The 21,261-nt window shown below is 44.4% G+C and carries 22 protein-coding genes; 13 read left to right on the top strand and 9 right to left on the bottom strand.

What is annotated here, in order from left to right; all coding sequences use genetic code 11:
- Window positions 1–544 precede the first annotated feature (544 nt).
- The 3 genes from OC193_RS23245 to OC193_RS23255 all read left to right on the top strand — a co-directional run bounded on the left by OC193_RS23245 (window position 545) and on the right by OC193_RS23255 (window position 4,356).
- Complete coding sequence (locus OC193_RS23245; RefSeq protein WP_048663935.1) at window positions 545–2,437, top strand: PTS mannitol transporter subunit IICBA; 1,893 nt, start codon at window positions 545–547, stop codon at window positions 2,435–2,437.
- Between the two features lie 183 nt (window positions 2,438–2,620).
- A complete protein-coding gene (locus OC193_RS23250; RefSeq protein ID WP_048663933.1) occupies window positions 2,621–3,769 on the top strand; it encodes a mannitol-1-phosphate 5-dehydrogenase in 1,149 nt (382 codons plus the stop codon).
- 50 nt (window positions 3,770–3,819) lie between these two features.
- Entirely contained in the window at window positions 3,820–4,356 is a 537-nt protein-coding gene (locus tag OC193_RS23255) for an MltR family transcriptional regulator (protein WP_196299425.1), read from the top strand.
- Between the two features lie 298 nt (window positions 4,357–4,654).
- On the opposite strand, the gene nagB is transcribed toward OC193_RS23255, so the two are convergent.
- Both nagB and OC193_RS23265 read right to left on the bottom strand, forming a co-directional pair.
- Window positions 4,655–5,455, bottom strand: coding sequence for a glucosamine-6-phosphate deaminase (gene nagB / locus OC193_RS23260; protein WP_008216780.1), 801 nt, complete (start codon window positions 5,453–5,455; stop codon window positions 4,655–4,657).
- 581 nt (window positions 5,456–6,036) lie between these two features.
- Window positions 6,037–6,390, bottom strand: coding sequence for a DUF413 domain-containing protein (locus OC193_RS23265; protein ID WP_019819999.1), 354 nt, complete (start codon window positions 6,388–6,390; stop codon window positions 6,037–6,039).
- 154 nt (window positions 6,391–6,544) lie between these two features.
- On the opposite strand from OC193_RS23265, the gene OC193_RS23270 reads away from it, so the two are divergent.
- Window positions 6,545–7,435: a LysR family transcriptional regulator gene (locus tag OC193_RS23270; protein ID WP_029405267.1), complete on the top strand. Its 891-nt coding sequence runs from the start codon at window positions 6,545–6,547 to the stop codon at window positions 7,433–7,435.
- 193 nt (window positions 7,436–7,628) lie between these two features.
- Here OC193_RS23270 and OC193_RS23275 read toward each other — a convergent pair whose 3' ends face one another.
- Window positions 7,629–7,832, bottom strand: a complete 204-nt coding sequence (locus tag OC193_RS23275) for a hypothetical protein (RefSeq protein WP_048660610.1) — start codon at window positions 7,830–7,832, stop codon at window positions 7,629–7,631.
- 236 nt (window positions 7,833–8,068) lie between these two features.
- Between OC193_RS23275 and OC193_RS23280 the strand changes: the two genes are divergently transcribed.
- The 3 genes from OC193_RS23280 to OC193_RS23290 all read left to right on the top strand — a co-directional run bounded on the left by OC193_RS23280 (window position 8,069) and on the right by OC193_RS23290 (window position 10,511).
- Entirely contained in the window at window positions 8,069–9,445 is a 1,377-nt protein-coding gene (locus tag OC193_RS23280) for an AlkA N-terminal domain-containing protein (protein ID WP_048660611.1), read from the top strand.
- 25 nt (window positions 9,446–9,470) lie between these two features.
- Window positions 9,471–9,953: a methylated-DNA--[protein]-cysteine S-methyltransferase gene (locus OC193_RS23285; protein WP_048663930.1), complete on the top strand. Its 483-nt coding sequence runs from the start codon at window positions 9,471–9,473 to the stop codon at window positions 9,951–9,953.
- Window positions 9,954–10,124: 171 nt separating this feature from the next.
- Complete coding sequence (locus tag OC193_RS23290) at window positions 10,125–10,511, top strand: hypothetical protein (RefSeq protein WP_048663929.1); 387 nt, start codon at window positions 10,125–10,127, stop codon at window positions 10,509–10,511.
- Here OC193_RS23290 and nhaD read toward each other — a convergent pair.
- Window positions 10,508–11,947, bottom strand: coding sequence for a sodium:proton antiporter NhaD (gene nhaD / locus OC193_RS23295; RefSeq protein ID WP_048663927.1), 1,440 nt, complete (start codon window positions 11,945–11,947; stop codon window positions 10,508–10,510). The two genes, OC193_RS23290 and nhaD, sit on opposite strands and share 4 nt — an antisense overlap.
- A gap of 249 nt (window positions 11,948–12,196) precedes the next feature.
- Complete coding sequence (locus OC193_RS23300; protein WP_017061524.1) at window positions 12,197–12,373, bottom strand: hypothetical protein; 177 nt, start codon at window positions 12,371–12,373, stop codon at window positions 12,197–12,199.
- 526 nt (window positions 12,374–12,899) lie between these two features.
- Between OC193_RS23300 and OC193_RS23305 the strand changes: the two genes are divergently transcribed.
- From OC193_RS23305 to OC193_RS23320, 4 genes are all read left to right on the top strand, one after another.
- A complete protein-coding gene (locus OC193_RS23305; RefSeq protein ID WP_048610036.1) occupies window positions 12,900–13,637 on the top strand; it encodes a nucleoside recognition domain-containing protein in 738 nt (245 codons plus the stop codon).
- A complete protein-coding gene (locus OC193_RS23310) occupies window positions 13,637–14,104 on the top strand; it encodes a YjiG family protein (protein ID WP_004737023.1) in 468 nt (155 codons plus the stop codon). Before OC193_RS23305 ends, OC193_RS23310 begins: the two co-directional genes overlap by 1 nt.
- A 619-nt stretch (window positions 14,105–14,723) precedes the next feature.
- On the top strand, window positions 14,724–15,110 hold the full coding sequence (locus OC193_RS23315) for an MAPEG family protein (RefSeq protein WP_048660615.1): 387 nt from the start codon (window positions 14,724–14,726) through the stop codon (window positions 15,108–15,110).
- Between the two features lie 8 nt (window positions 15,111–15,118).
- Entirely contained in the window at window positions 15,119–15,643 is a 525-nt protein-coding gene (locus OC193_RS23320; protein WP_048663924.1) for a hypothetical protein, read from the top strand.
- 42 nt (window positions 15,644–15,685) lie between these two features.
- Here OC193_RS23320 and OC193_RS23325 read toward each other — a convergent pair whose 3' ends face one another.
- Together OC193_RS23325 and OC193_RS23330 are read right to left on the bottom strand one after the other, a co-directional pair.
- On the bottom strand, window positions 15,686–16,321 hold the full coding sequence (locus OC193_RS23325; RefSeq protein WP_048663921.1) for an START domain-containing protein: 636 nt from the start codon (window positions 16,319–16,321) through the stop codon (window positions 15,686–15,688).
- A gap of 181 nt (window positions 16,322–16,502) precedes the next feature.
- Window positions 16,503–16,979, bottom strand: coding sequence for a YHS domain-containing (seleno)protein (locus tag OC193_RS23330; protein WP_048610296.1), 477 nt, complete (start codon window positions 16,977–16,979; stop codon window positions 16,503–16,505).
- Between the two features lie 110 nt (window positions 16,980–17,089).
- On the opposite strand from OC193_RS23330, the gene OC193_RS23335 reads away from it, so the two are divergent.
- Window positions 17,090–17,914: an AraC family transcriptional regulator gene (locus OC193_RS23335; RefSeq protein WP_048663918.1), complete on the top strand. Its 825-nt coding sequence runs from the start codon at window positions 17,090–17,092 to the stop codon at window positions 17,912–17,914.
- A gap of 230 nt (window positions 17,915–18,144) precedes the next feature.
- Complete coding sequence (locus OC193_RS23340) at window positions 18,145–19,023, top strand: 6-pyruvoyl trahydropterin synthase family protein (RefSeq protein ID WP_048663916.1); 879 nt, start codon at window positions 18,145–18,147, stop codon at window positions 19,021–19,023.
- Window positions 19,024–19,120: 97 nt separating this feature from the next.
- On the opposite strand, the gene OC193_RS23345 is transcribed toward OC193_RS23340, so the two are convergent.
- Both OC193_RS23345 and OC193_RS23350 read right to left on the bottom strand, forming a co-directional pair.
- Window positions 19,121–20,161 (bottom strand): acyltransferase, encoded by a 1,041-nt coding sequence (locus OC193_RS23345; RefSeq protein ID WP_048663913.1) that lies wholly within the window; start codon window positions 20,159–20,161, stop codon window positions 19,121–19,123.
- 122 nt (window positions 20,162–20,283) lie between these two features.
- Window positions 20,284–21,240 carry an AEC family transporter gene (locus OC193_RS23350; protein WP_048663911.1) on the bottom strand — a complete coding sequence of 319 codons (957 nt, stop codon included), beginning with the start codon at window positions 21,238–21,240 and terminating at the stop codon, window positions 20,284–20,286.
- Between the last annotated feature and the right edge of the window lie 21 nt (window positions 21,241–21,261).

The raw sequence follows: 21,261 nt of genomic DNA on the forward strand, positions 1-21,261 counted from the left end.
AACACATCTCTTGTCGCTGACAGCAGTGCGTTGTGCTCAGCTTTTGCTGAAATAGTGTGGTGAAGGTGCGCATGATGCACAAGCCGATAGTGTAATCGAGAAGATGCGATAGGATAATTTTGAGTGTGATCTATATCCCATTGGTTTTGTAATTAAATTACACAATGCCAATTCATACTCAAGAGTGTGCGTATATTTCACACTTTGTATGGCGTTCTTTTATACGTGGTTTATAGTTTTATGGAGTGAACTTTTATTAAGTGTGATTTTGATCACCATTTATTTTTTATGGTCGCGAGTGAAAGTGTGATCTTGATCGTGTGTTAATGAGAGTTATTCTCACTAATTTTGTTTTGTAATTTAAATTCATGACATTTTTGTGATCTAAGGCGTTACTGTTAACCACAAAGTGTTTTTTGTGTGTGATGGTTATCACGAAAGTTGGGCTGGAGTGCATTTTGGGAATGTTGTGATACATTTTAATCAACTTTTGAGCACACACTTTCGGTCATTTGACCAACCAATACACTACGGGGTTCTACCTATGTTATCACCAGAAGCTAAGATCAAGGTTCAAAACTTTGGTCGTTTCTTATCTAATATGGTAATGCCAAACATCGGCGCATTCATTGCGTGGGGTTTCATTACTGCACTATTCATCCCAACAGGTTGGTGGCCTAACGAAACGTTAGCATCAATGGTTGGTCCTATGATTACATACCTTCTACCACTATTGATCGGTTACACCGGTGGTAAAATGGTTGGTGGTGACCGCGGTGCGGTAGTCGGCGCTATCACAACAATGGGTGTTATCGTTGGTACTGATATCCCAATGTTCATGGGTGCAATGATTGTAGGTCCACTAGGTGGTATCGCAATTAAGAAATTCGATGAAGCTGTTCACGGTAAAGTGAAGAGTGGTTTCGAAATGCTAGTGAACAACTTCTCTGCTGGTATCATCGGTATGATCTGCGCAATCATCGCGTTCATCGTGATTGGTCCTGCAGTTAAAGTTCTGTCTTCTGGTTTAGCGGCTGGCGTTAACGTGATGGTTGAAGCAGGTGCACTACCTCTTGCATCTATCTTTGTTGAACCTGCGAAAATCTTATTCCTAAACAACGCAATCAACCACGGTATCTTCTCTCCACTAGGTATCCAGCAATCTGAAGAAATTGGTCGTTCAATCTTCTTCCTAATCGAAGCGAACCCAGGTCCTGGTTTTGGTCTTCTACTTGCTTACATGGTGTTTGGTAAAGGTAGCGCGAAGCAATCTGCTGCTGGTGCTTCTATCATCCACTTCCTAGGTGGTATCCACGAAATTTACTTCCCTTACGTTCTAATGAACCCACGTCTAATCCTTGCTGTAATCGCAGGTGGTATGGCGGGTGTATTCACTAACGTAGTGTTCGATTCTGGCCTTATCTCTCCAGCATCTCCAGGTTCTATCTTCGCAGTATTGTTGATGACACCTAAAGGCTCTTACATCGGTGTGATTCTTTCTGTTATTGCTGCAACGGCTGTGTCTTTCATCGTAGCTTCAATTCTACTTAAGACTTCAGCTCAAGGTGACGACGAAGATTCACTAGAAAAAGCCTCTGCTCAAATGAAAGACATGAAAGCGTCTTCTAAAGGTGCAGCAGCAGAAACAAACGTAAACCTAGCGGATGTTAAAGCTGTCTATGTAGCTTGTGATGCAGGTATGGGTTCGAGTGCAATGGGTGCTGGTCTACTTCGCAAAAAGGTAGCAGCAGCAGGCCTAGACATCGAGGTAACCAACTACGCAATCAACAACCTACCTGCTGATTCGCAAATCGTTATTACGCATAAAGACTTAACAGACCGTGCACGTAAAACCGTACCAGGTGCAATGCATATGTCTCTGAACAACTTCCTAGACGGTGGCGTATACGACCAGCTAGTCGCTGAGCTTACCGACGCTCAAAGTGGTGAAGCGAAAGTAGAAGCTCCGGCTCCTGCAGCCGCTCCAGCACAAGAAGGCAACAAGCTTGCACTAACAGACGACAGCATCTTCCTTGGCCTAAAAGCGACTCAAAAAGAAGACGCAATCAAGTTCGCTGGCGACCAACTGGTAAAACTTGGCAACGTATCGCCTGAATACGTAGCTGGCATGTTTGCTCGTGAAGAGCTTGTGTCTACCTACCTAGGTGAGTCTATCGCAGTACCACACGGCACAATCGAAGCGAAACAATACGTACAAAAAACCGGCATCGTTTTCTGTCAGTACCCTGAAGGTATTCAGTGGGGCGAAGATGAAGATGATATCGCTAAGATGGTTATCGGTATTGCCGCACAAGGCGATGAGCACAACATGGTGCTGATGGCTATTACCAATTCACTGGATGATGAAGAAGCTGTGGAATGCCTACAGAACACAACAAACCCTGCTGATGTTCTACGTATTCTCAACGGAAACTAAAAAGCTCTAGTCAAGCTCCTGAGTGAAGGAGGCCGGTATCCCCCTACTGGCCTCATTTTCGGTCTTAATCTCTCTAAGAAGATTCAGTCTGAATAGCTTACTGCTTAATGCCTAGGGCACATCGTCAAGGCATGTTGTTGAGCAGTTAGCTATCTAGATTCAAATATTTATAAGGTCAAAATTATGAAAGCGTTACATTTTGGTGCAGGTAATATCGGTCGTGGTTTCATTGGTAAGCTTCTTTCTGACGCTGGTATGAAGGTTACGTTTGCTGACGTAAATGAAACGGTTGTAAATGCGTTAATTGAACGCCAAGAATACCCAGTTAAGATTGTTGGCGAAGAGTGTGTTGTTGAAGTTGTTAAGAACGTAACGGCAGTAAACTCAGCAACAAGCGCAGTGGTAGATTGCATTGCTGAGTCTGACATTGTGACAACAGCAGTAGGTCCTACTGTTCTTAAAATTATCTCTAAGTCTATCGCTCAAGGCATTGAAAAGCGTGCAGCAGCAAACAACACTGCACCAATGAACATCATCGCGGCAGAGAACATGGTTCGCGGTACTAGCCAATTAAAAGCAGCAGTTCTAGAGCACCTTTCTGATGACATGAAAGCCTTCACTGAACAGCACATTGGTTTTGTTGATTCAGCGGTTGACCGTATCGTTCCACCGGCAGAAGCTGGCGAAACAGACCCACTAGCAGTAACGGTTGAAACGTTCAGTGAGTGGATCGTAGACCAAACACAATTTAAAGGTGAGATTCCAAACATCCCAGGTATGGAATGCACAGATAACCTAATGGCTTTCGTTGAGCGTAAACTGTTCACGCTAAACACAGGTCACTTGGTAACGGCATACCTTGGTGTGCTTGCGGGTCACGAGACAATTAAAGATGCTATTGAAGACCAATCGATCTACTCTGAAGTAACAGCAACGATGGAAGAGAGTGGTGCAGTTCTGATCAAGCGTTACGGCTTCGATCCTGAAGCGCACGCGGCATACATCCAGAAAATTCTTGGTCGTTTTGCGAACCCGTTCCTACGTGATGAAGTGGATCGTGTTGGCCGTCAGCCTATTCGTAAGCTGAGCCCACAAGATCGTCTAGTCAAGCCATTGAACGGTACGCTAGAATACGGTCTTCCTAATGCACACCTAGTAAAAGCGATCGCAGCTGCGTTCCATTACAAGAATGAAGATGACCCACAAGCGGTTGAACTTCAGGCAATGTTCGCAGAAAAAGGTTTTGCTGAGACATTAGCGCATTATTCTGAGCTGAATAGTGACTCAGAAGTTGTTAAACTAGCGGAACAAGCTTATCTAGCATTGAAATGATAAATCATCAAAGTGCCACACCTGTGGCACTTTCTTATTACCGAGCCGTTATGCCAATACATCCTAGCCATGAAACTGAATTACTCGAAGCCCTATCAGAAGCTGAGAGTGCTGGCGCCTGCCTAATGGCGGCTTACGATGCATTGGATGACACGGTAGATGCCGTATTAAAGAATATCTTTAAGAAAGATGACACTGCAATTAAGTTCGTTGTAGAACCTCTTCTTAACAGCGGTGGCCCGTTAGGCGAGATTATGATTCGCGCTAAGCTACTATTAGGGCTTGGTGTCATCAGTAAAGAGCTTTATGACGATTTAGAGGTTTTCGTTACCTTGAAAGAGTGGGCGAAAATACAGGGTGACGACACCAGTTTCACAGAAGTCGACATTATATTTGAGCTTAATAAGGTACACGCGATTCAGCGTATTATGCCAATCGAATATGATGTGGAGATGGTGGAGACCATGTCTGGTCCAATGCTTGAAATGTTTTTGGGGCGACATAATCAAAAAGTGAAGTCGACGATCGTTTTAGCTATCACTGACATTATCACTACCTTGTGCCGAGATAACGCGCTGAGTTCTTAGCTTTAGTTTATAGTCTTGCTTATCTTGTTTTTCATCCTACATATCTTGTAGCTGTTCGTTCGTTTCAATCCAAAATTTAAAATGATGGCGGTTTCTCTAGTTTGAGAAATCGCTTTTTTGTATTCACTCCAGCCCTCCTATTTCTTCCGAGCTAAGCATGACACAAATTGACGATTCTTATGTCGATTACAATCTGCACGTTTTGTTTTAATCGTTGGATAGTCTTGTACCTTGACTGCGAAATTCAGGTACAAAAAAAGCCACATAATGTGGCTTTTTGTCTCAACAAAACCTGAGATTATAGGTCTTGGATGTTTTCAGCTTCTAGCTCTTGGAAGTAGCGTAGAGTCTTAACTTTTAGCTCTTGTTGAGCAGGCTCATCAGCAACGATGATAGCTTTACGGTGCATCTGTAGAGCTGTAACAGTCCACATGTGGTTTACAGAACCTTCGATAGCCATTTGAAGTGCTTGAGCTTTGTTGTGGCCTAGAGAAAGGATCATTACTTCTTCTGAATCTAGAAGAGTAGCAACACCGATAGTTAGTGCGTATTTAGGAACTTGGTTGATGTCGCCATCGAAGAAACGAGAGTTCGCGATACGAGTGTCTTCAGTTAACGTTTTGATACGAGTGCGTGAAGATAGAGAAGAACCTGGTTCGTTGAATGCGATGTGACCGTCGATGCCTACGCCGCCCATGAACAGGTTGATTTTGCCGTATGAACGGATTTTCTCTTCGTATGCTGCACAGTGAGCATCGATGTCTTCAGCTTGACCGTCTAGCAGGTTGATGTTTTCTGCTTGGATATCAACGTGGTTGAAGAAGTTCTCGTGCATGAATGTGCGGTAAGACTCTGGGTGGTTAGGGTCGATACCAACGTACTCATCCATGTTGAATGTTACAACGTGCTTGAAGCTAACTTCGCCAGCTTTGTAAAGTTCAATTAGCTCAGCATAAGTAGTTAGAGGTGTGCTACCAGTAGGAAGACCTAGTACAAATGGACGCTCAGCAGTTGGAGCGAATTTGTTGATCGAATCTGCGATATGACGAGCAGCCCATTTACCTACTTTTGCTTTGTTGCTTAATGGAATAAGTCTCATTGATTTTGCCCCTAGAAATAAAATTTTATAGTGTTCTGAAACATTAATTCGCATTATAAAATAAGTTATCAGGTTCCGCTATTGTTTTAGGTCAATTTTTTGCTTTTTTCGTTGTATCTGTGACTAGAACTCTCAAAATTGCACAATAATTGTATGGATATTTGGTGGCGTTAAACAAGATTAATACGCTTGTCATATACAGGAATGTTGATTTGATTCAGTGCCTGAAAGGGTCTGTGCGTTTCTGCAGATTTATAAGCTTTGGCGTATTAAAGAGCTGCTGCGTACTCACTGGCTTTGAGAGTATAGTTGAGGCGTGAAAAATAATGATGGCAATGTGCCACTATCGTGATAAAAGGAAGTTGTTGAGCGAGGTTCGAAGAATTTAGTCGGGTTAGACACACTTAGGGTGACTAGAATAGATGTTGATTCACGCTATCGCTATGAATTATCTATAAATATTGGTAAATCCGAACAGGTTAGCTAAACTTACCAACTAAGAAGAAAAAGCGAGCTTGAAGTGTAAGCATTGAAGGAAAAAAAAAGCCCAAAGTGATGAGGTATCACCTTGAGCGATTTTACTAATCTTCTAACACTAACTCACTTTCGTATTCTTCCCTAGGCACTTCGCCGCGTTTGCAGCCGTTTAGGGTATGAAAGCGACGGCGTCCACGAGCTAGTTGAATGTACTTCAACCAAACACGCTCTAACTTGGACTTTGCCTTATGAGGGTGAGACAACACTTTAATGAAGTGTTTTTCTTCTGCATTGATTGGTGCTAGTTCACCAGTTTCAAGTGCAAGCATAGTGTCACCAAACAAGGTTAGGATTTCCTCTTCTGACAGAGTAAAATCACCCGACTTAGCGAACCCTCGTGGGAATTTAATGGTGTCATAAAAACGTTTTTTTCCGTGACGGAATTCGGTCTCAGACATATCAGCCTCAGTAATGTGGTTAGATAGAAATTAGTGTTTATTGCTCACGCGAAAATATTGTTAAAAGGCTAAAATAGGAAACAAAACGTTTTTGCCTTTACGATAAACAATCCTAGATCGGCTAGTTAGCAGATTTATTACAGAGATGTATTTGATGGATGTGAAAGTATTTAGAACCTTTCTTGAGGTTGCAAGGGTGCGCCATTTTGGGCGTGCAGCTGAAAACTTGTATTTAACGCAAGCGGCGGTGAGTGCGCGAATCAAGCAGCTTGAAGGCTATTTTGATACTCAACTCTTCATTCGTGACCGCAATAACATCAAACTCACATCTTCCGGTGAACGTTTGATTGGTTATGCTGAAGTGATGGTTTCCACCTTACAACAAGCGAAATTTGAGCTGTCGTTAGAGAGTGGTAAAGCCTTGCAGTTAACGCTGGGCGGCACGCCGAATATTTGGGATGCGTATCTGCAAAACTGTTTAAGTGTTGTGACCGACTCTTTTGGTGGTTATGGCTTTATGGCAGAGGTGATGGGGCGCGAGCAACTGAACCGTAATTTGTTAGAACGAACCTTAGATATGGCTTTCGCGTTCGATCAGATCAAAGCGGAAGAGCTGAACTGTAAAAAAGTCGCTGATTTGGTTTTGGTGTTGGTATCAACGCAGCAAGATGACCTGGAATCTGTATTCCAACATAAGTATGTGTATGTGGATTGGGGAACGCGTTTTGGTTCTGAACACGCAGAACGTCACCCTAAAGTGCCAGCGCCGTATCTTCGTACCTCTACGGCTCGTATCGCCCTTGATTTCATTTTAGAGAAAGGTGGTAGTGCATATCTTCCGGTATCTCTAGTTGAACCTTTTATCGATTCGGGTCAGCTGCACAAGGTGAAAGGGGTGGAAGACTGGTATCGCCCAATTTATCTGAGTTACCGCAAGAGCAGCACCTCGGTGGATGCGATCATGCAGGTTGAGAAATTGGTTAATGAGATTGACCCATCGACCGCTTACACGCTGCAACAAGCCGCTGAACAAGCTCCTGAGTAACGGCATTTGCTATAACCAATATGCTTTGTTGTTTAGGTTAAATAAAAAATGGCTCCTAATTAGTTAGGAGCCATTTTTGTTTTAAACCAGAGATGTACTTCTTTTCGGAACTAGAGATCGTTTCTCATTCCAATAAAATCGTTTAAGCCTGGTATATCTAGCCCTATTTTAAGGCTCTATAGTGTTAACACACTTATAGGTTCATGAGATTCTCAATAGACTCTTCGAGAGAGTGTGACATGTACGAATGGATTGTGTGGCCATCCGTTGCGTCAATCTCAATCTTAGAAATCCCGTTATCTGCTTTGTTTTCAAGAAAGCAAAGAGATTGCTCGACTGATTGACTGGTGAGAACCTGTTGGTTTGATAAAACAATACGACATGTGTGTAGAACCATAGCCTTTTCCTTTTTATATTCGATAGGTCTCTGCATCTTGGCGTGCTAAGTACCGATCGTTGACGTTGTGAGAAGAATTTCTTCTCAAGATTAAATTTAGTCGAATTGAATAAAAAGAAAACCCTTTTTTGTGATTTATCTAACCTTCAGTTCCGAAAGTGGCTAGCGACTATGGTGGTTCACGGTAAACTTTTAGTTATCGGATCGAAAGCGATGGCAAATGGGAAGAGTACAGCATGTCGAAAAATATCAATCACAACAGCACCTTAACGAACGAGCAGTGTCATCTGGCTCGATATGCGCGAGATGCTCGCTTTGATGGAATGTTTTTCACAGCGGTGAAAACGACAGGGATATTTTGTCGCCCGATTTGCCCAGCAACGCCACCTAAAGAGGAAAACGTCGAATACTTTTCCCATCAAGCTCAGGCGCTAAAGGCTGGGTATCGCCCTTGTTTACGTTGTCGACCAGACAGCGCACCTTTTTCTCCAGCTTGGAAGGGCGTCGAAACCACTTTCTTACGTGCGATGCAGTTGATTGATAATGGCGCGCTGAATTCAGGATCTATCGTCGATCTTGCGACCCGTTTAGGCATTTCCGATCGTTACTTACGAACCTTATTCGACAATTACATCGGTGTGTCACCCAAGCAATATAGCCTTTATAGCCAGTTGATGTTTGCTAAGCAGTTGCTGCATACCAGTAGCATGAGCATTACCGATGTAGGTTTTGCGAGTGGCTTTAATAGCACACGTCGTTTCAATGATGCCTTTCAAAAAGAACTGCAGCTTTCGCCAAGTCAAATTCGGCGGGCAAAGCTAAGTGATAGTGTGAGTAATCATATTCAGCTTGGTTTTCACGGTCCTTTGGATTGGAAGCACCTGTTAGCTTTCTATCGACGAAGAATGATTGAAGGCTTAGAAGAGGTAGGTGAGGACTATTACCAGCGAACGGTAAATGTGAACGGGTCGAAGGGCTGGTTCCAGGCGACTCTGGCTAAAGATAACCGCTTGGATATTGAATTTGAGTTGGACGATATAAGCCATTTAAGAAGCTTGATTGCGAATATTCGACGTATGTTCGATCTTGATGTCGATATTGCAAAGGTCGAGGCCTTCTTTGAGACTATCGATCCTAACTTGGTGGCCAAGAGTGGTATCCGTATCCCTGGCGTATGGAATCCTTGGGAAGCAGGAGTGAGAGCGATCCTCGGGCAGCAAGTCTCGGTAATCGCAGCGATTGGCCAGCTCAACTTATTGGTTAAAGAGCTTTCTGATGCATCCGAGAAAGCGTATTTCCCAACGCCAAAGCAGATAGCGGAGGCTGATGTTAGCTTCTTGAGAATGCCGGGAAGCCGCAAAGAGACCCTAAAGCGTTTTGCCGAATACATGGTCGACAATGAAGCTGAGCATCCTTCCAAATGGATTGAGCTAAAAGGCATTGGACCTTGGACGATTCAATATGCACTGCTTCGTGGGTTAAGCGAACCTAATCATCTGTTGGTTGGTGACTTGGTGGTGAAGAAGTTTATTGAGCATCGCCCTGCTATTAATACACAAAGCGTGTCGCCGTGGGGCAGTTACGCCACATTCCATTGTTGGAATCAATCTTAATCGGAATACTAAGCGAGGAGATATTATGGCTAACCGTTTTACTTATTATGAGAGCCCATTGGGAACCGTAACTTTACAGGCGAACAATGAGGGCTTGCTCGGCCTTTGGTTTGAAACACATACCACCAAGCCGGAACAGTTGGGTGTTCAAGATGATAGCTTTCCGATCTTTGCATTGGCTATCGAGCAGCTTAATCGCTATTTCTCAGGCGAAGCTATCCAATTTTCTGTGCCGATTGCAGCCAAGGGCACGCCATTTCAGCAGTCGGTTTGGCAGGCGCTGACGACCATTCCTTATGGAGAGACTTGGAGCTATGCACAACTGGCCGATGCGATAGGCAATCCGAAAGCCGTTCGTGCTGTGGGTTTGGCGAATGGCAAAAATCCGGTTTCAGTGATTGTGCCGTGTCACCGTGTGATTGGCAAAAATGGCAAGCTGACGGGGTATGCAGGTGGCGTAGTACGTAAACAGCGCTTGTTGGTGATAGAGGGAAGAGAGCAAGACTAGTAAGCGATTTGGCAACGAGCCTGTCGTGATGCTGGCTGAGGATTACGTAGCACTCAAGGACAAAAGCTAATAGTTCTTAAAATGTGACTTTGCATTAAAATCAACGCTTTCTGGAAAATATCTATTTGGTTGCATATTCTTTGACTATGTTCTCTAGGCAAGGATGCCCAAATGAATAGATTTCCCTTATTAATATCTGGCTGCAGCTGCGCATTATTGCTGACAGGTTGCTTAACTGATACCAGCCGACCTTTCGAGGTCCCACAACTTGTTATATTTAAAGGCGTGTACGAGAACGCTGACAATGACAGCTATTTGTATTTCGAGTCGGGACAAGTGATTTATCAAACAACGGATAATTCCGTGACTCGAACCTATCGTGTTGAAGGTGATTTGCTCAACATTAAGTTGAATTCAGCGAATAGCCGAGAAGATTCTGGATTGGTGATGCGAATACAACACGAAGGCGCGGTGCTAACCTGCAATCGGTGTCCAGCGATGCAGTTAAGCAACGTCTGGACACGCGTTGAACAACCTTTGAAAGGATCATCGAATTAGAAAAGCCCGCCATTTAGCCATAAGTGAGCAGCGATACTGACGGCATAGCCAATCATGATCACTGGCATCCATTTCAAGTGGCCAAAGAAGGTGTATTTGCCATGCGCTGCCCCCATTAATGCTACTCCAGCTGCACTACCAATAGATAATAAGCTACCACCAACTCCAGCGGTTAAGGTGATCAGTAGCCAGTTGCCCATCGACATTTGTGGCTCCATGGATAACACGGCAAACATTACCGGAATGTTATCGACAATCGCAGATAGAATCCCGACCATAATGTTGGCCCAAATTGGATCCCATTGGCTATACATCACACCAGACGCGAGTTCCAAGTAACCAAGCAAGCTTAAGCCACCGACACACATCACCACGCCGTAGAAGAACAGCAGGGTGTCCCATTCGGCATGCGACACTCTCCGAAATACATCAAAGGGCACGACTGAACCGAGTCGTTTCAATGCCCCCTCATCATTATTGGCAATCGCCACTGCCTTTTTCTTCGCTAGTGAATTCGGTAAGGTCTTACGCAAGAAATACCCAAAGAACTGTAGATACGCCAGCCCCATCATCATCCCCATGACCGGAGGGAAGTGGAGTACGGCATGGAAAGCAACCGCAGTGGCTATCGTCATGATGAACAAGAACACGATGCGTCTTGCACCACGTTTTAATTCAACGTGTTGATGCACCGTATCGGGTTGGGTTGTTGGAACAAAGTAAGACATGATCAGTGCAGGGACGAGGTAATTCATCACTGAAGGAATAAATAAGGGAATGAACTCACTGAAGCTCACATAACCAGCTTGCCACACCATCAGTGTTGTGATGTCGCCGAATGGGCTGAATGCGCCGCCAGCGTTAGCGGCTATTACGATATTTACACAGGCTAAGTTAACGAATTTAGGGTTGGATCCTGCGACTTTCAGAACCACGGCACACATCAATAGAGCTGTCGTGAGGTTGTCTGCGATAGGTGAGATAAAGAAGGCCAGAATACCGGTTAGCCAGAACAGAGATCGGAAGTTAAAGCCTTTGCCGACCATCCAAGCTTGCAACGCATCAAACAGTCTTCTCTCTTCCATGGCGCTGATGTAAGTCATAGCGACGAGTAGAAAAAGTAATAGCTCGGCGTATTCAAGTAAGTTGTGTTCGAGCGCTTGTTTAGCGACTTCAACGAGGTTGTGTTCTTGGTAGGTAAAACCAATGATTATCCAAATCAGGCCGGCCGCAAGTAGCACAGGCTTGGATTTTCGGAGCTTTAGGTACTCTTCCATCATCACCACAATGTAGGCGATAACGAAAATGGTCAGTGATAGGTAGCCGACAAATGAGTTAGTTAGCTTGAGAGGCTCCCCTAATTGAGAGGTAGCCGCGCCTGCTACTGAAGAAAAGAAGAATAAAAAGAGAACAGCAGGAAGCTGGATACCTAACATGAATTACGCTCCAAAGTTAATAAGTTATTAACACGCGTAAAAGCGTAGACCTAAATAACCATGTGGAGTGTGATAGATATCTTAATAATTCAATAGATTATAGTGAAAGCAATAGACTGTGATGAAAACGAAATACTTGTTTGAAGAGAAAAGAGAAAAGAGAAAAGAGAAAAGAGAAAAGAGAAAAGAGAAAAGAGAAAAAGCTCTATCGGATTTAATGCCGATAGAGCTTACTCGGAATTGCCAATACTATGCAGCATTGAGATCAAACGTCAGTGTTTGTTCTGCAGCACATACTTCAACAGGCCAGCCATAGGATTGGTATTCAAGCGCAAGTTTGTCCGCTACTACGCGAGATACCGTTGCAGTGATCCACATGCCTTTGCCCATTACTTGATATTTAAGCGTTCTCATTTCCATAGTCATCACCGTTCTCCTTTTATATTGGCAGCGCGAAGTCTATAGCACCTCTGAGGGCTGAAATTTCGAATCAAGCTCAAATGCTTTATAAAATGGCTCACTGTTTGAGCCTGGCTCAAAACTCAATCAACTAAGGGTAAACGGTTGTATTTTGGAAGCGAAGTCACCATTTAAGTGTCTGTATTATAATTGAATTAAAATTTAACAGAAAAGCAATGTAAGAGATCTCTTACAACATTACCAGAGATTGCACTAGGTGAAAAATTTTCACTAGAAGCCAGATTTTTGTGGCGATTGTGTGCGTTTTTAGTTGCGCTGTTGAAGCAAGATTTGTTTAGTTTTGTATGTGAAATATTCTAATTTATTTAGCGTATGGTCCTGCTTTTAAATCCAAATCACAGTTTTATATGTTGCTGTGTTTCTTTTATTCAAACCGATACGCTATTTGATTTTGGTCATTAACCTTTCGCTCATTAGTTTGCACTATCTATACGTGTTCTGTTCCACATAAACGAGATGTATAGAGGTCCTTATGACTAATCCAACCAAAACCGATCGTAAAGTCACGATCGGCAGCTATATCGCACTCGCTTTCGCGATTGTGTTCTTTTCAGGCTTAATGCAGTCCAATGAATGGTATGGAGTGTTCGATTTTACAACGCTCAACGGCTCATTCGGTAAGGTCGCTTACGATGTGAGTGAAACGGCCGATGGTATTCAAGCAGCAACGACGTCACTGCGTGGTAAAGGCGGTAGTGGTGCTCGTGACGGTTTCATTTTTGCTTTGACACTTATTCCGACCGTGATGTTTGCACTAGGTATGATCAACGTACTTGAGCATTACGGAGCATTGGATGCAGCTCGTAAACTGCTGACACCTCTGCTTCGCCCTCTGATGGGTATTCCGGGTAACTCAGGCTTGGCACTGATCGCTTCTTTGCAAAGTACCGATGCGGGTGCAGCGATGACACGTCAGTTGAAAGACGAAGGGCATCTAACTAAGCGTGAAACTGATGTCTTCACCATGTTCCAGTTTACGGCGGGTGCAGCGATCGTTAACTTTTTCTCTTCAGGTGCCGTGCTGTTCACTCTAACGGCGATGGATGGTTCTTTAGCGGTAACATCGTCAATTGGCTTGGCTGTCGCTGTGATGTTCATCTTTAAGTTTGTCGGCGCGAACCTGTTCCGTATCTACCTGAATATTACTGAAGGCAAAGAAGACAAACCAAAATCAGACAAAGAACAAAAACTGGAAGAGGAAGTAGCATAATGAGCGAAGTTAAAGCAAAGAAACCAATGGTTACTGATATTTTCGTTGAAGGTGCTAAGAAAGGCTGGGTTATTGCGACTACTTCTACAGTACCGAATGTTCTGATGGCGTTTGTGATCATCAAGGCATTGCAGATTACGGGCGCGTTGGATCTGATGGGCAGCGTATTTGCTCCAATCATGGCGGTATTTGGTTTACCTGGCGAAGCGGCAGCGGTATTGATCGGTGCGTGGATGTCGATGGGTGGCGCAGTGGGCGTGGTTATTACGCTGTTTGACCAAGGCATTTTGAACGGCAATCATATCGCTATTTTGGCGCCAGCTATCTACTTGATGGGTTCTCAAGTGCAATACATGGGTCGTATCATGGGACCAATTGGTACTGAAGGTCGCTACATCCCGGTGATGATCGCGATTTCGGTATTGAATGCCTTTGGTGCAATGTTCCTGATGAACATTATTTTGTAACGTAACTTTTAACGGCTAGCTACTAATCGCTTTTAGGCGTTATAAAAAAGGAAACCCCGTTTGGCTTTCACCAAACGGGGTCTATTCTTTTCGTAGCCATCCTGCTACTGCGCGTTACTTATCTTTCAATAGGTAACTAGTGCTCCCTGCATCGTTCCTTGACGTGGCTAAATCCTTTAACCTATCCAATTCATCGCCTTCCTAGCGGTGTCCTTGCAAACTCATCATCCTGATAAGCGACTCTATCCTAGAGCATAACTTCCTTGCTGATAACTCATCCTAAGCCATCAAATCTTCATCCTGAAGATACCTAATCCGTTAGGCTTTTTCCTGTTCCTGCCAACTCCCTGTCGACATGTGTATTAAACACTGCAGAGGCTTTACTCACAATCCACCTCAAGCAGATAATCTGCAGGTTTATCCAAAGAAAACTGTGCGGACTCATACAAAACAAGGGCTTGGGTTTGTAATCTAGGATTTTTCTGCGAAGCTTGATTGTAATCTCTTACGTTTTTTGTGAGAGATCTCTTACACGTGCGCGGGCGTGAATGCTCATTATTTTATGAATACAGATACTATGAGGTAGCCCGCCGAATAAACTAACCAGTAGGAAATGATAATGGTTACAGCGTTATATGCTGCGTTGCTCACTTTGGTTATGCTATGGCTTTCCATTGAAGTGATTAAGCAAAGAAGAAAGAATCAAGTGGCACACGCAGATGGTGGTATTGAATCGTTACAAGTGGCTCGTTCCGCTCAAAGTAATGCTATGGATTATATTCCGATTACAGTGATACTGATGGCGTTGCTAGAGTTCAACGGCGCTAATGTGTGGCTGATCCATGTTATTGGTATTGCTTTTGTTATTGGGCGTATTGTTCATGGAAAAAGTATTCTTGCTCGCAGTCTAAAGGGAAGAAAGCAAGGCATGTATTTGACCTTTGCCAGCATGGTATCTTTAGTTGTCCTAAACTTAGCTTACCTACCTTTTGATAAAATGTTCTAGGAAGCATTATGGCGTTGCGCCTTCCACCTGCTTGGGCGATTGTCCTCGCAGGCTTGATACTCAACATCATGGCGATTGTCATGTCGAGCTTGGTGCTCGATAAAATTGAAGCTGAGAAAGCGGAATATAACGATCGAAAATTCGGCAATGTGTACTCAATACAGCTTGCTTGGAATACGATTGAAACCCTAGAGCGCAAGCGCGAAGCGATTCTGATTCACCTTGATAAACCAGAAACGGTGCAGCCTACCACTGTTCTTGATGAAGCACTGCGTGGGCAACTTAGGCGTTGGGTGAGTAGCGAAGTGCCAAATATCTCTTTGGCTAAGTTGCCGAAACTGATGATGCTGATAAACAGTGCTCAAGAATCGCAACGAACTCGAATCGATGACTACTATTTGGATAACCTGACCTTAGTTGAATTAATCCAAAGGCTTGATGAGAAAATGGCTTTCTATAAGAATATTGCCCTGTTTCTTCAGGTGTTTGGTTTGGCGCTTATCTTAGCTCGTGACCTCGCTAGAAGACCTTAGTCTTTAACTTTATTTCCTCTATTTACTTGTCTACTTTTACCTTTAGCGAGACTCACTTGGCAGGTTAGGATGCTGTTGGCCTTGGTACTTTGGTAACTGTTCTTTCAGTCCCTTAAACGTGCTCAGTGCACTGCCTATCGATAACTTGTTCATCAACCAATTCGGTAGGATGCCACCTGCGTTCGCATAAGCGGTGTAGGTGATGTAGGTATTGCCATTAGTCAGCGGTTGCAGTGTCCAAAGTGCGTCCACATCATAGATTCGAATGTACCCCGACTCTTTCGCCAAATAGTTCGACGCATCCTTTATCGACAAGACAAATTGCCCATCCTCGATACTGTATTTTGAGTAAGTCACCATGTCTCTATCTCTGGCAGGCCAAGGTGCTTTGAATTGGGTATAGACGATGTTTTCATCTTCAGATATCTGCATCAACACACGGCTTTGCGACACATTATCTATCCAGTTTGGCACGTTCTCGCTGTCTTCAAGCAACAACAAAAAACCGGAGTAAGTGGTGGGCGTTTGCATTTGCGCTCGTATTTCGACCAAGCCTTCACGGTGTGGCCTTTTATCAATCATGATGCCATCTTCACTTTTGACGAACTGCCATGGGTTGGCATAACTCAGTGTCGATAGGGCGCAGAGGCCGAGTACCAAAATCCTAGGTAATGTCATTATTCTTCCATAAAAAGAAAAGCTTATCTGCTAGGAGTATAGAATAAAATGGGCTTGGTAGGTGTTACCTATCGCTTTGGGTTCACCTCTTTTGGAAAAATCACAATGAAAACGGAAGCGTTCGGCCGCTTCCGTTTTATTCTTGGGTAATGGATAAGTGCTGTAGGCGAGAACTTAGAACCTAGAGCTTATAGGCTTCTACGGTTTTGATGGTTGTCCAGTTGCTGTTAGCGTCTTGGATGAACTCTTGTGTGTTCTCCAGCCAGCGTTTTTGAACCGATTTGTCTAAGTTCAGATACAACTTCCCATCTTCCACCTTCCAAGCGAGAGGGTCGGTTTCAAACTTCTTACCCATCGCTACCCCAAACGCGCAGTAACCGCCATATTGAGGGGCATAGGCTTCTGGATTGGCTCGAAATTCATCTCTGTTTTCACTGCTCGCAAAGTTATAGATCGCATTCTTGTAGGTCGCTGTGAACTCTGATGTGCCTTTTACTGGGCCTTCATTGGCAAAGTAAGCGACAGGGTCATAACCTTTAATCGCGAGATCATTGCTGTCGACACTCATATCAAGGTCTGCTGCCATTAACGAAAAGCTGGTGCCTAGTAACGCGGCCAATAGAGTGATTTTTTGACTGGTCGATTTCATGTGTGACATATCAAGTTCCTTGTCAGTGTTGGTTATCTTGTTTGAAATAATTTAGCCCACTCGCCCGGTCTATAGAGGGACAAAAGAACTAAAAACTAAGCGAATCGTTCGGAGGATGCATGGATCTGCTTTCACAATTAATGGAACACTTCTCGATACGCACTGGCGTTTTCTATTCAGGAAACCTGTGTGGAGTATCGTCATTTAACGCGCAACAAGGTAAAGAGGGGCATCTTCATGTATTGAGCGCAGGGGAGTTGAGCTTGTCTAGTGCTCACACGGAACACCGGCATTTGTCGCAGCCTTGCATTGTTTATCTGCCGAATAGCACACCACATGCGATTGAAGGTGTGGGAGACGGTGCGGAGGTCGTGTGTGCGAACGTGGAGTATCGTTCAGGACAGATGAATCCTTTATTGTCGGCTCTGCCTGACGTAATAGTGATTCCGTTTGAGGATGCGCCTAACTTAATGCCAGTGATTGAGGTGTTATCTAATGAATCGAGCCAAGAATCGTCGGGGCAGCAGTACTTAATGGATAAGTTGAGTGATGCCTTGATGGCTTTGATTTTCCGTCATCTCATTGAACAACAGAAAATTGATAGCGGCGTTTTCTCGGCTCTTGCTCACCCGCGATTGGCTTCGGTGGTCACGGCTATTCATCGATTACCTGCTCGTCATTATTCGATCGCCGAAATGGCGTCACTGGCCGCGATGTCTCGCACTCAGTTTATTGAAGCGTTTAAGCGAGAAGTGGGTGAAACGCCGGGAGACTATGTGCAAAAGTGGCGAGTCTCTGTGGCTCAATCCTTGTTATTGCAAAATAAGCCGATCAATTGGGTTGCTGATGAAGTGGGTTACAATAGCTACTCAGGATTCTCACGTGCTTTTCAACATGTTGCCGGAGTGTCGCCGCGTCTTTGGCTGAAGCAAAATGTGTCGTGAAACGCCGGGCAACCTTACGCGATTTATGGCTATTCGCATGAGGCTGGCCTATGTTTTAGCGGAAATTGAGCGTAGTTTGTTCATTTCTCGAATGACGGTGTAAAAAGGTGGACTTTATAAGCTCGTTGTAACATCCTGCCCGTCCTATTTTATCAGACATCAATGAGACGAAGTGCCTGCTGAACATTATTCAGCCTCCCGTATCTCATTAAAGCACTAAGGAGTTCCACTTGAACCTATTTGTAAGAGACCTTACCGTTATCGATTCTTCATACATCTGTGAACACAGAGGGGTCGTAGGAGATAGTTGGATTTTAGATGTCACCATGTCTGGTGAATTGAATGAAATGAGCATGGTTCTGGACTTTAGTAGAGTCAAAAAGCAGATCAAACAGCTGGTTGATCAACATGTCGATCACCGCTTACTGTTGCCAATGAAAAACGCTGCAATCGTGCATCAAGCAAGTAAACCGGGCTACGCTAAGGTGGATGTACTGCGTGGTGACAAGAGCCTACACCTGCACTGCCCTGATGAAGCATACTGCTTGATTGATGCTAAAGCGATCACCATCGAGAGTGTGACCGCACACGTTTACAATATTCTTCGCGATAACCTACCAAGTAACGTCACAGGGTTAGAGATCACCCTACGTCATGAGAACATTAATGGCGCGTTTTACCACTACACCCATGGCTTGAAAAAGCATGATGGCAACTGCCAACGTATCGCCCACGGTCACCGTTCTCCAGTCGAAATTGTGGTTGATGGTCAGCGTGACGAACAACGCGAGCAGGCGTTTGCTCAGCGCTGGGAAGACATCTATTTAGGCTCTAAAGAAGACCAAGTTTCAGTTTCATCACTTAACCTGAGTGAACACGCAAAAAGTGTTGATGACGAAAGTCACTATGGCTTCCGCTACACAGCGCCACAAGGTGAATTTGAGTTAGCGATTGCTAAGAGTGAAACAGAGATCTTGCCAACGGATACCACGGTGGAATTACTGGCAGGCTATATTGCAGATCAAGTTGCTCCAAGTTTGGTAGAAAACCAATCACTACAAATTGTGGCTTATGAGGGGGTAGGTAAAGGCGCGATGGCGTTCCGATAACACCTCACGGGTGACGCAAGTTCACTTTCTATCAGAACAAAAAAGGCAAGATAATCCGTTATCTTGCCTTTATTTTTTGTTGCTCTTTAAAACTGATTTAGCGAAGTAGCACGCGTCGTAATGGTGTTTTTTCGATCCCAACAACTAACCCGAAGCTCAACAATACGGTGCCAAAAAATACGGTCACGTCTTTTGCTAACTCAGTGATACCCAAAACTCCGCAGACGTTGAACAGCACGATAATGATCAAAAGGTGGCAAACGTAGATACCCAACATACGATTCGAGATCGCGCGAACCCACGCATAGTCGCCGATGTTTGGATTAGCCAAAAGCCACATAAACACGCCCATTCCCCATAGTGCCGTACCAAACAAGAAATCATTCATGTTGAACCCGACGTCGAACGTGGTGAGCCATGCCGCCTCAGCAAAGTGAATCAACATGCCTAACACTAATAACACCAACGCTTTGGCTGACGACACCTTCCATTGATTCTGACGAATGAGGAAGCCTAAGGTCACCATTAACGTGCTAAAGAACGGGCCGTTACGAGTAAAGAAAGGTGCGCTCAGGTCGGTTAAGTTCGCGTAGCTGCCCGCTAAAACACCATAGACGTAAAGCAGAATAGCCGTTGGTAATAGTAGTTTGTCGAGTTTCATTTCGACCATTAGAGCGATGATCAAAACGGCACACACAAGTGCAGGAATAAACCACAAGTGCACCAACCCACCCTCTAAGAAAGAGTTGAGCGGGGTGTTCATTAAAAAGCCCCAATAGCCTTGGCGTTCGCCTAAGTAACCGAACTCTTCCACCTTCGCGAGGTTGAATGGCATGACTAGGCAAATGATGCTCCAAACTAACCAAACCTTGAGTAGTGGCTTGGAGTAGTTGACCACGGTTGTCCAAGGCGATGCGGTCAGCTTAGGTTGAATCAGATACCCTGAGATAAGGAAGAAAAGAGGCACAGCGAAGCGAGCGGTTTGGTTAAGTACATAGCCAATCCAAGGCACTTCATCGATTTGCCAATAAGTAAGTGCCATTTGGCCATGTAAGCCGATGATCGCCAAGATAGCAATCACTCGACCCAACTCAATACTGGCGATGCGTTGTGAAGGCGTATGTTGAACGGAAGACATATCAGATCTCTAAGAAAATTTTCGTAGAATCTAACAGCCTTTTTATTGAACCAGTTAGCGCTAAATCAAGGGTTGCGACCTTTGTTTTAAGGCTTATCTTGATTCTTTGAAGCCTGTCGCAGCTATATTAAATCCATTGCAGTAAGTGCAAAAATACCGAGAGTACAAGTGATAAGAGAAACAACGGTAGTAAGCGCGATAATATTGGCAGCCAATGTTGAATTCCCGCCCATCGCACGTGCCATAACATAGCTCGCAGCAGCGGTCGGCGCGGCGCTCATCAAGAAGATAAGGCCTAGATCTAATCCTCTAAAACCGAAGAACAGGGCAGCAAGCGTGATCAGTAGCGGAGCTAAAACCAGTTTGTATCCGGTAGAGAACCAAGTTGGGCCCTTATCTTTTTTCAGCGAGCGTATATCAAGCGACCCTCCCGTGCACAAAAGGGCTAACGGTAACGTCATGTTTGCGAAATATTGCCCTGCATCGGTCACCATTTTCGGTACTGGGATCGATAGTAAGTAGAACAATACACCTGAGGCGATCGAGATAATCAAAGGGTTTTTGGTGAGTGTTTTAACGATTACTTGAATGGCTTTGTCACCCGACTCTTGTCCCTTTGGAGTGAGCGCGATAACCGCCTGAATATTATAGAGAACCGTCAAGGAGGCGACATAAAGTGCTGCGAGTGCGACACCATCGTTGCCGTATATATTGGCGACGTAAGCAAGCCCGATAATAGCAGTGTTGGCACGAAATCCACCTTGCACTATCACACCTTGGTCTTGAGGCTTTTTAAAGGTAATTTTAGTGCTGACAGTGGTGAACACGAAGAAGGCCAGGTTGGCTAACAAGCCAAAGATGACGAGCTTTCCACTGGCGGCAAAATCGTGGTTAGATTGAACAATACTGAGGAATAACATCGCGGGTAGAGTGACTTGAAACACCACCTTGGATGCGACATCAATGAAATTGTCATTGATTAAGCCAATTCGCTTGAGCATGACACCAAGAAACAGCATTAAACAGATAGGGCCCGTTACTGACGCCGAAAACGCAAACTGTTCCCAAAGTGTGTTCATTCTTCTTCCTTTGTTAGTCGA

Source organism: Vibrio crassostreae (assembly GCF_024347415.1).
GTDB lineage: Bacteria > Pseudomonadota > Gammaproteobacteria > Enterobacterales > Vibrionaceae > Vibrio > Vibrio crassostreae.

Coding starts and splice junctions, on each gene's coding strand:
- OC193_RS23245 (WP_048663935.1), top strand. CDS start 545: ATGTTATCACCAGAAGCTAAGATCAAGGTTCAAAACTTTGGTCGTTTC.
- OC193_RS23250 (WP_048663933.1), top strand. CDS start 2,621: ATGAAAGCGTTACATTTTGGTGCAGGTAATATCGGTCGTGGTTTCATT.
- OC193_RS23255 (WP_196299425.1), top strand. CDS start 3,820: ATGCCAATACATCCTAGCCATGAAACTGAATTACTCGAAGCCCTATCA.
- nagB (WP_008216780.1), bottom strand. CDS start 5,455: ATGAGACTTATTCCATTAAGCAACAAAGCAAAAGTAGGTAAATGGGCT.
- OC193_RS23265 (WP_019819999.1), bottom strand. CDS start 6,390: ATGTCTGAGACCGAATTCCGTCACGGAAAAAAACGTTTTTATGACACC.
- OC193_RS23270 (WP_029405267.1), top strand. CDS start 6,545: ATGGATGTGAAAGTATTTAGAACCTTTCTTGAGGTTGCAAGGGTGCGC.
- OC193_RS23275 (WP_048660610.1), bottom strand. CDS start 7,832: ATGGTTCTACACACATGTCGTATTGTTTTATCAAACCAACAGGTTCTC.
- OC193_RS23280 (WP_048660611.1), top strand. CDS start 8,069: ATGTCGAAAAATATCAATCACAACAGCACCTTAACGAACGAGCAGTGT.
- OC193_RS23285 (WP_048663930.1), top strand. CDS start 9,471: ATGGCTAACCGTTTTACTTATTATGAGAGCCCATTGGGAACCGTAACT.
- OC193_RS23290 (WP_048663929.1), top strand. CDS start 10,125: ATGAATAGATTTCCCTTATTAATATCTGGCTGCAGCTGCGCATTATTG.
- nhaD (WP_048663927.1), bottom strand. CDS start 11,947: ATGTTAGGTATCCAGCTTCCTGCTGTTCTCTTTTTATTCTTCTTTTCT.
- OC193_RS23300 (WP_017061524.1), bottom strand. CDS start 12,373: ATGACTATGGAAATGAGAACGCTTAAATATCAAGTAATGGGCAAAGGC.
- OC193_RS23305 (WP_048610036.1), top strand. CDS start 12,900: ATGACTAATCCAACCAAAACCGATCGTAAAGTCACGATCGGCAGCTAT.
- OC193_RS23310 (WP_004737023.1), top strand. CDS start 13,637: ATGAGCGAAGTTAAAGCAAAGAAACCAATGGTTACTGATATTTTCGTT.
- OC193_RS23315 (WP_048660615.1), top strand. CDS start 14,724: ATGGTTACAGCGTTATATGCTGCGTTGCTCACTTTGGTTATGCTATGG.
- OC193_RS23320 (WP_048663924.1), top strand. CDS start 15,119: ATGGCGTTGCGCCTTCCACCTGCTTGGGCGATTGTCCTCGCAGGCTTG.
- OC193_RS23325 (WP_048663921.1), bottom strand. CDS start 16,321: ATGACATTACCTAGGATTTTGGTACTCGGCCTCTGCGCCCTATCGACA.
- OC193_RS23330 (WP_048610296.1), bottom strand. CDS start 16,979: ATGTCACACATGAAATCGACCAGTCAAAAAATCACTCTATTGGCCGCG.
- OC193_RS23335 (WP_048663918.1), top strand. CDS start 17,090: ATGGATCTGCTTTCACAATTAATGGAACACTTCTCGATACGCACTGGC.
- OC193_RS23345 (WP_048663913.1), bottom strand. CDS start 20,161: ATGTCTTCCGTTCAACATACGCCTTCACAACGCATCGCCAGTATTGAG.
- OC193_RS23350 (WP_048663911.1), bottom strand. CDS start 21,240: ATGAACACACTTTGGGAACAGTTTGCGTTTTCGGCGTCAGTAACGGGC.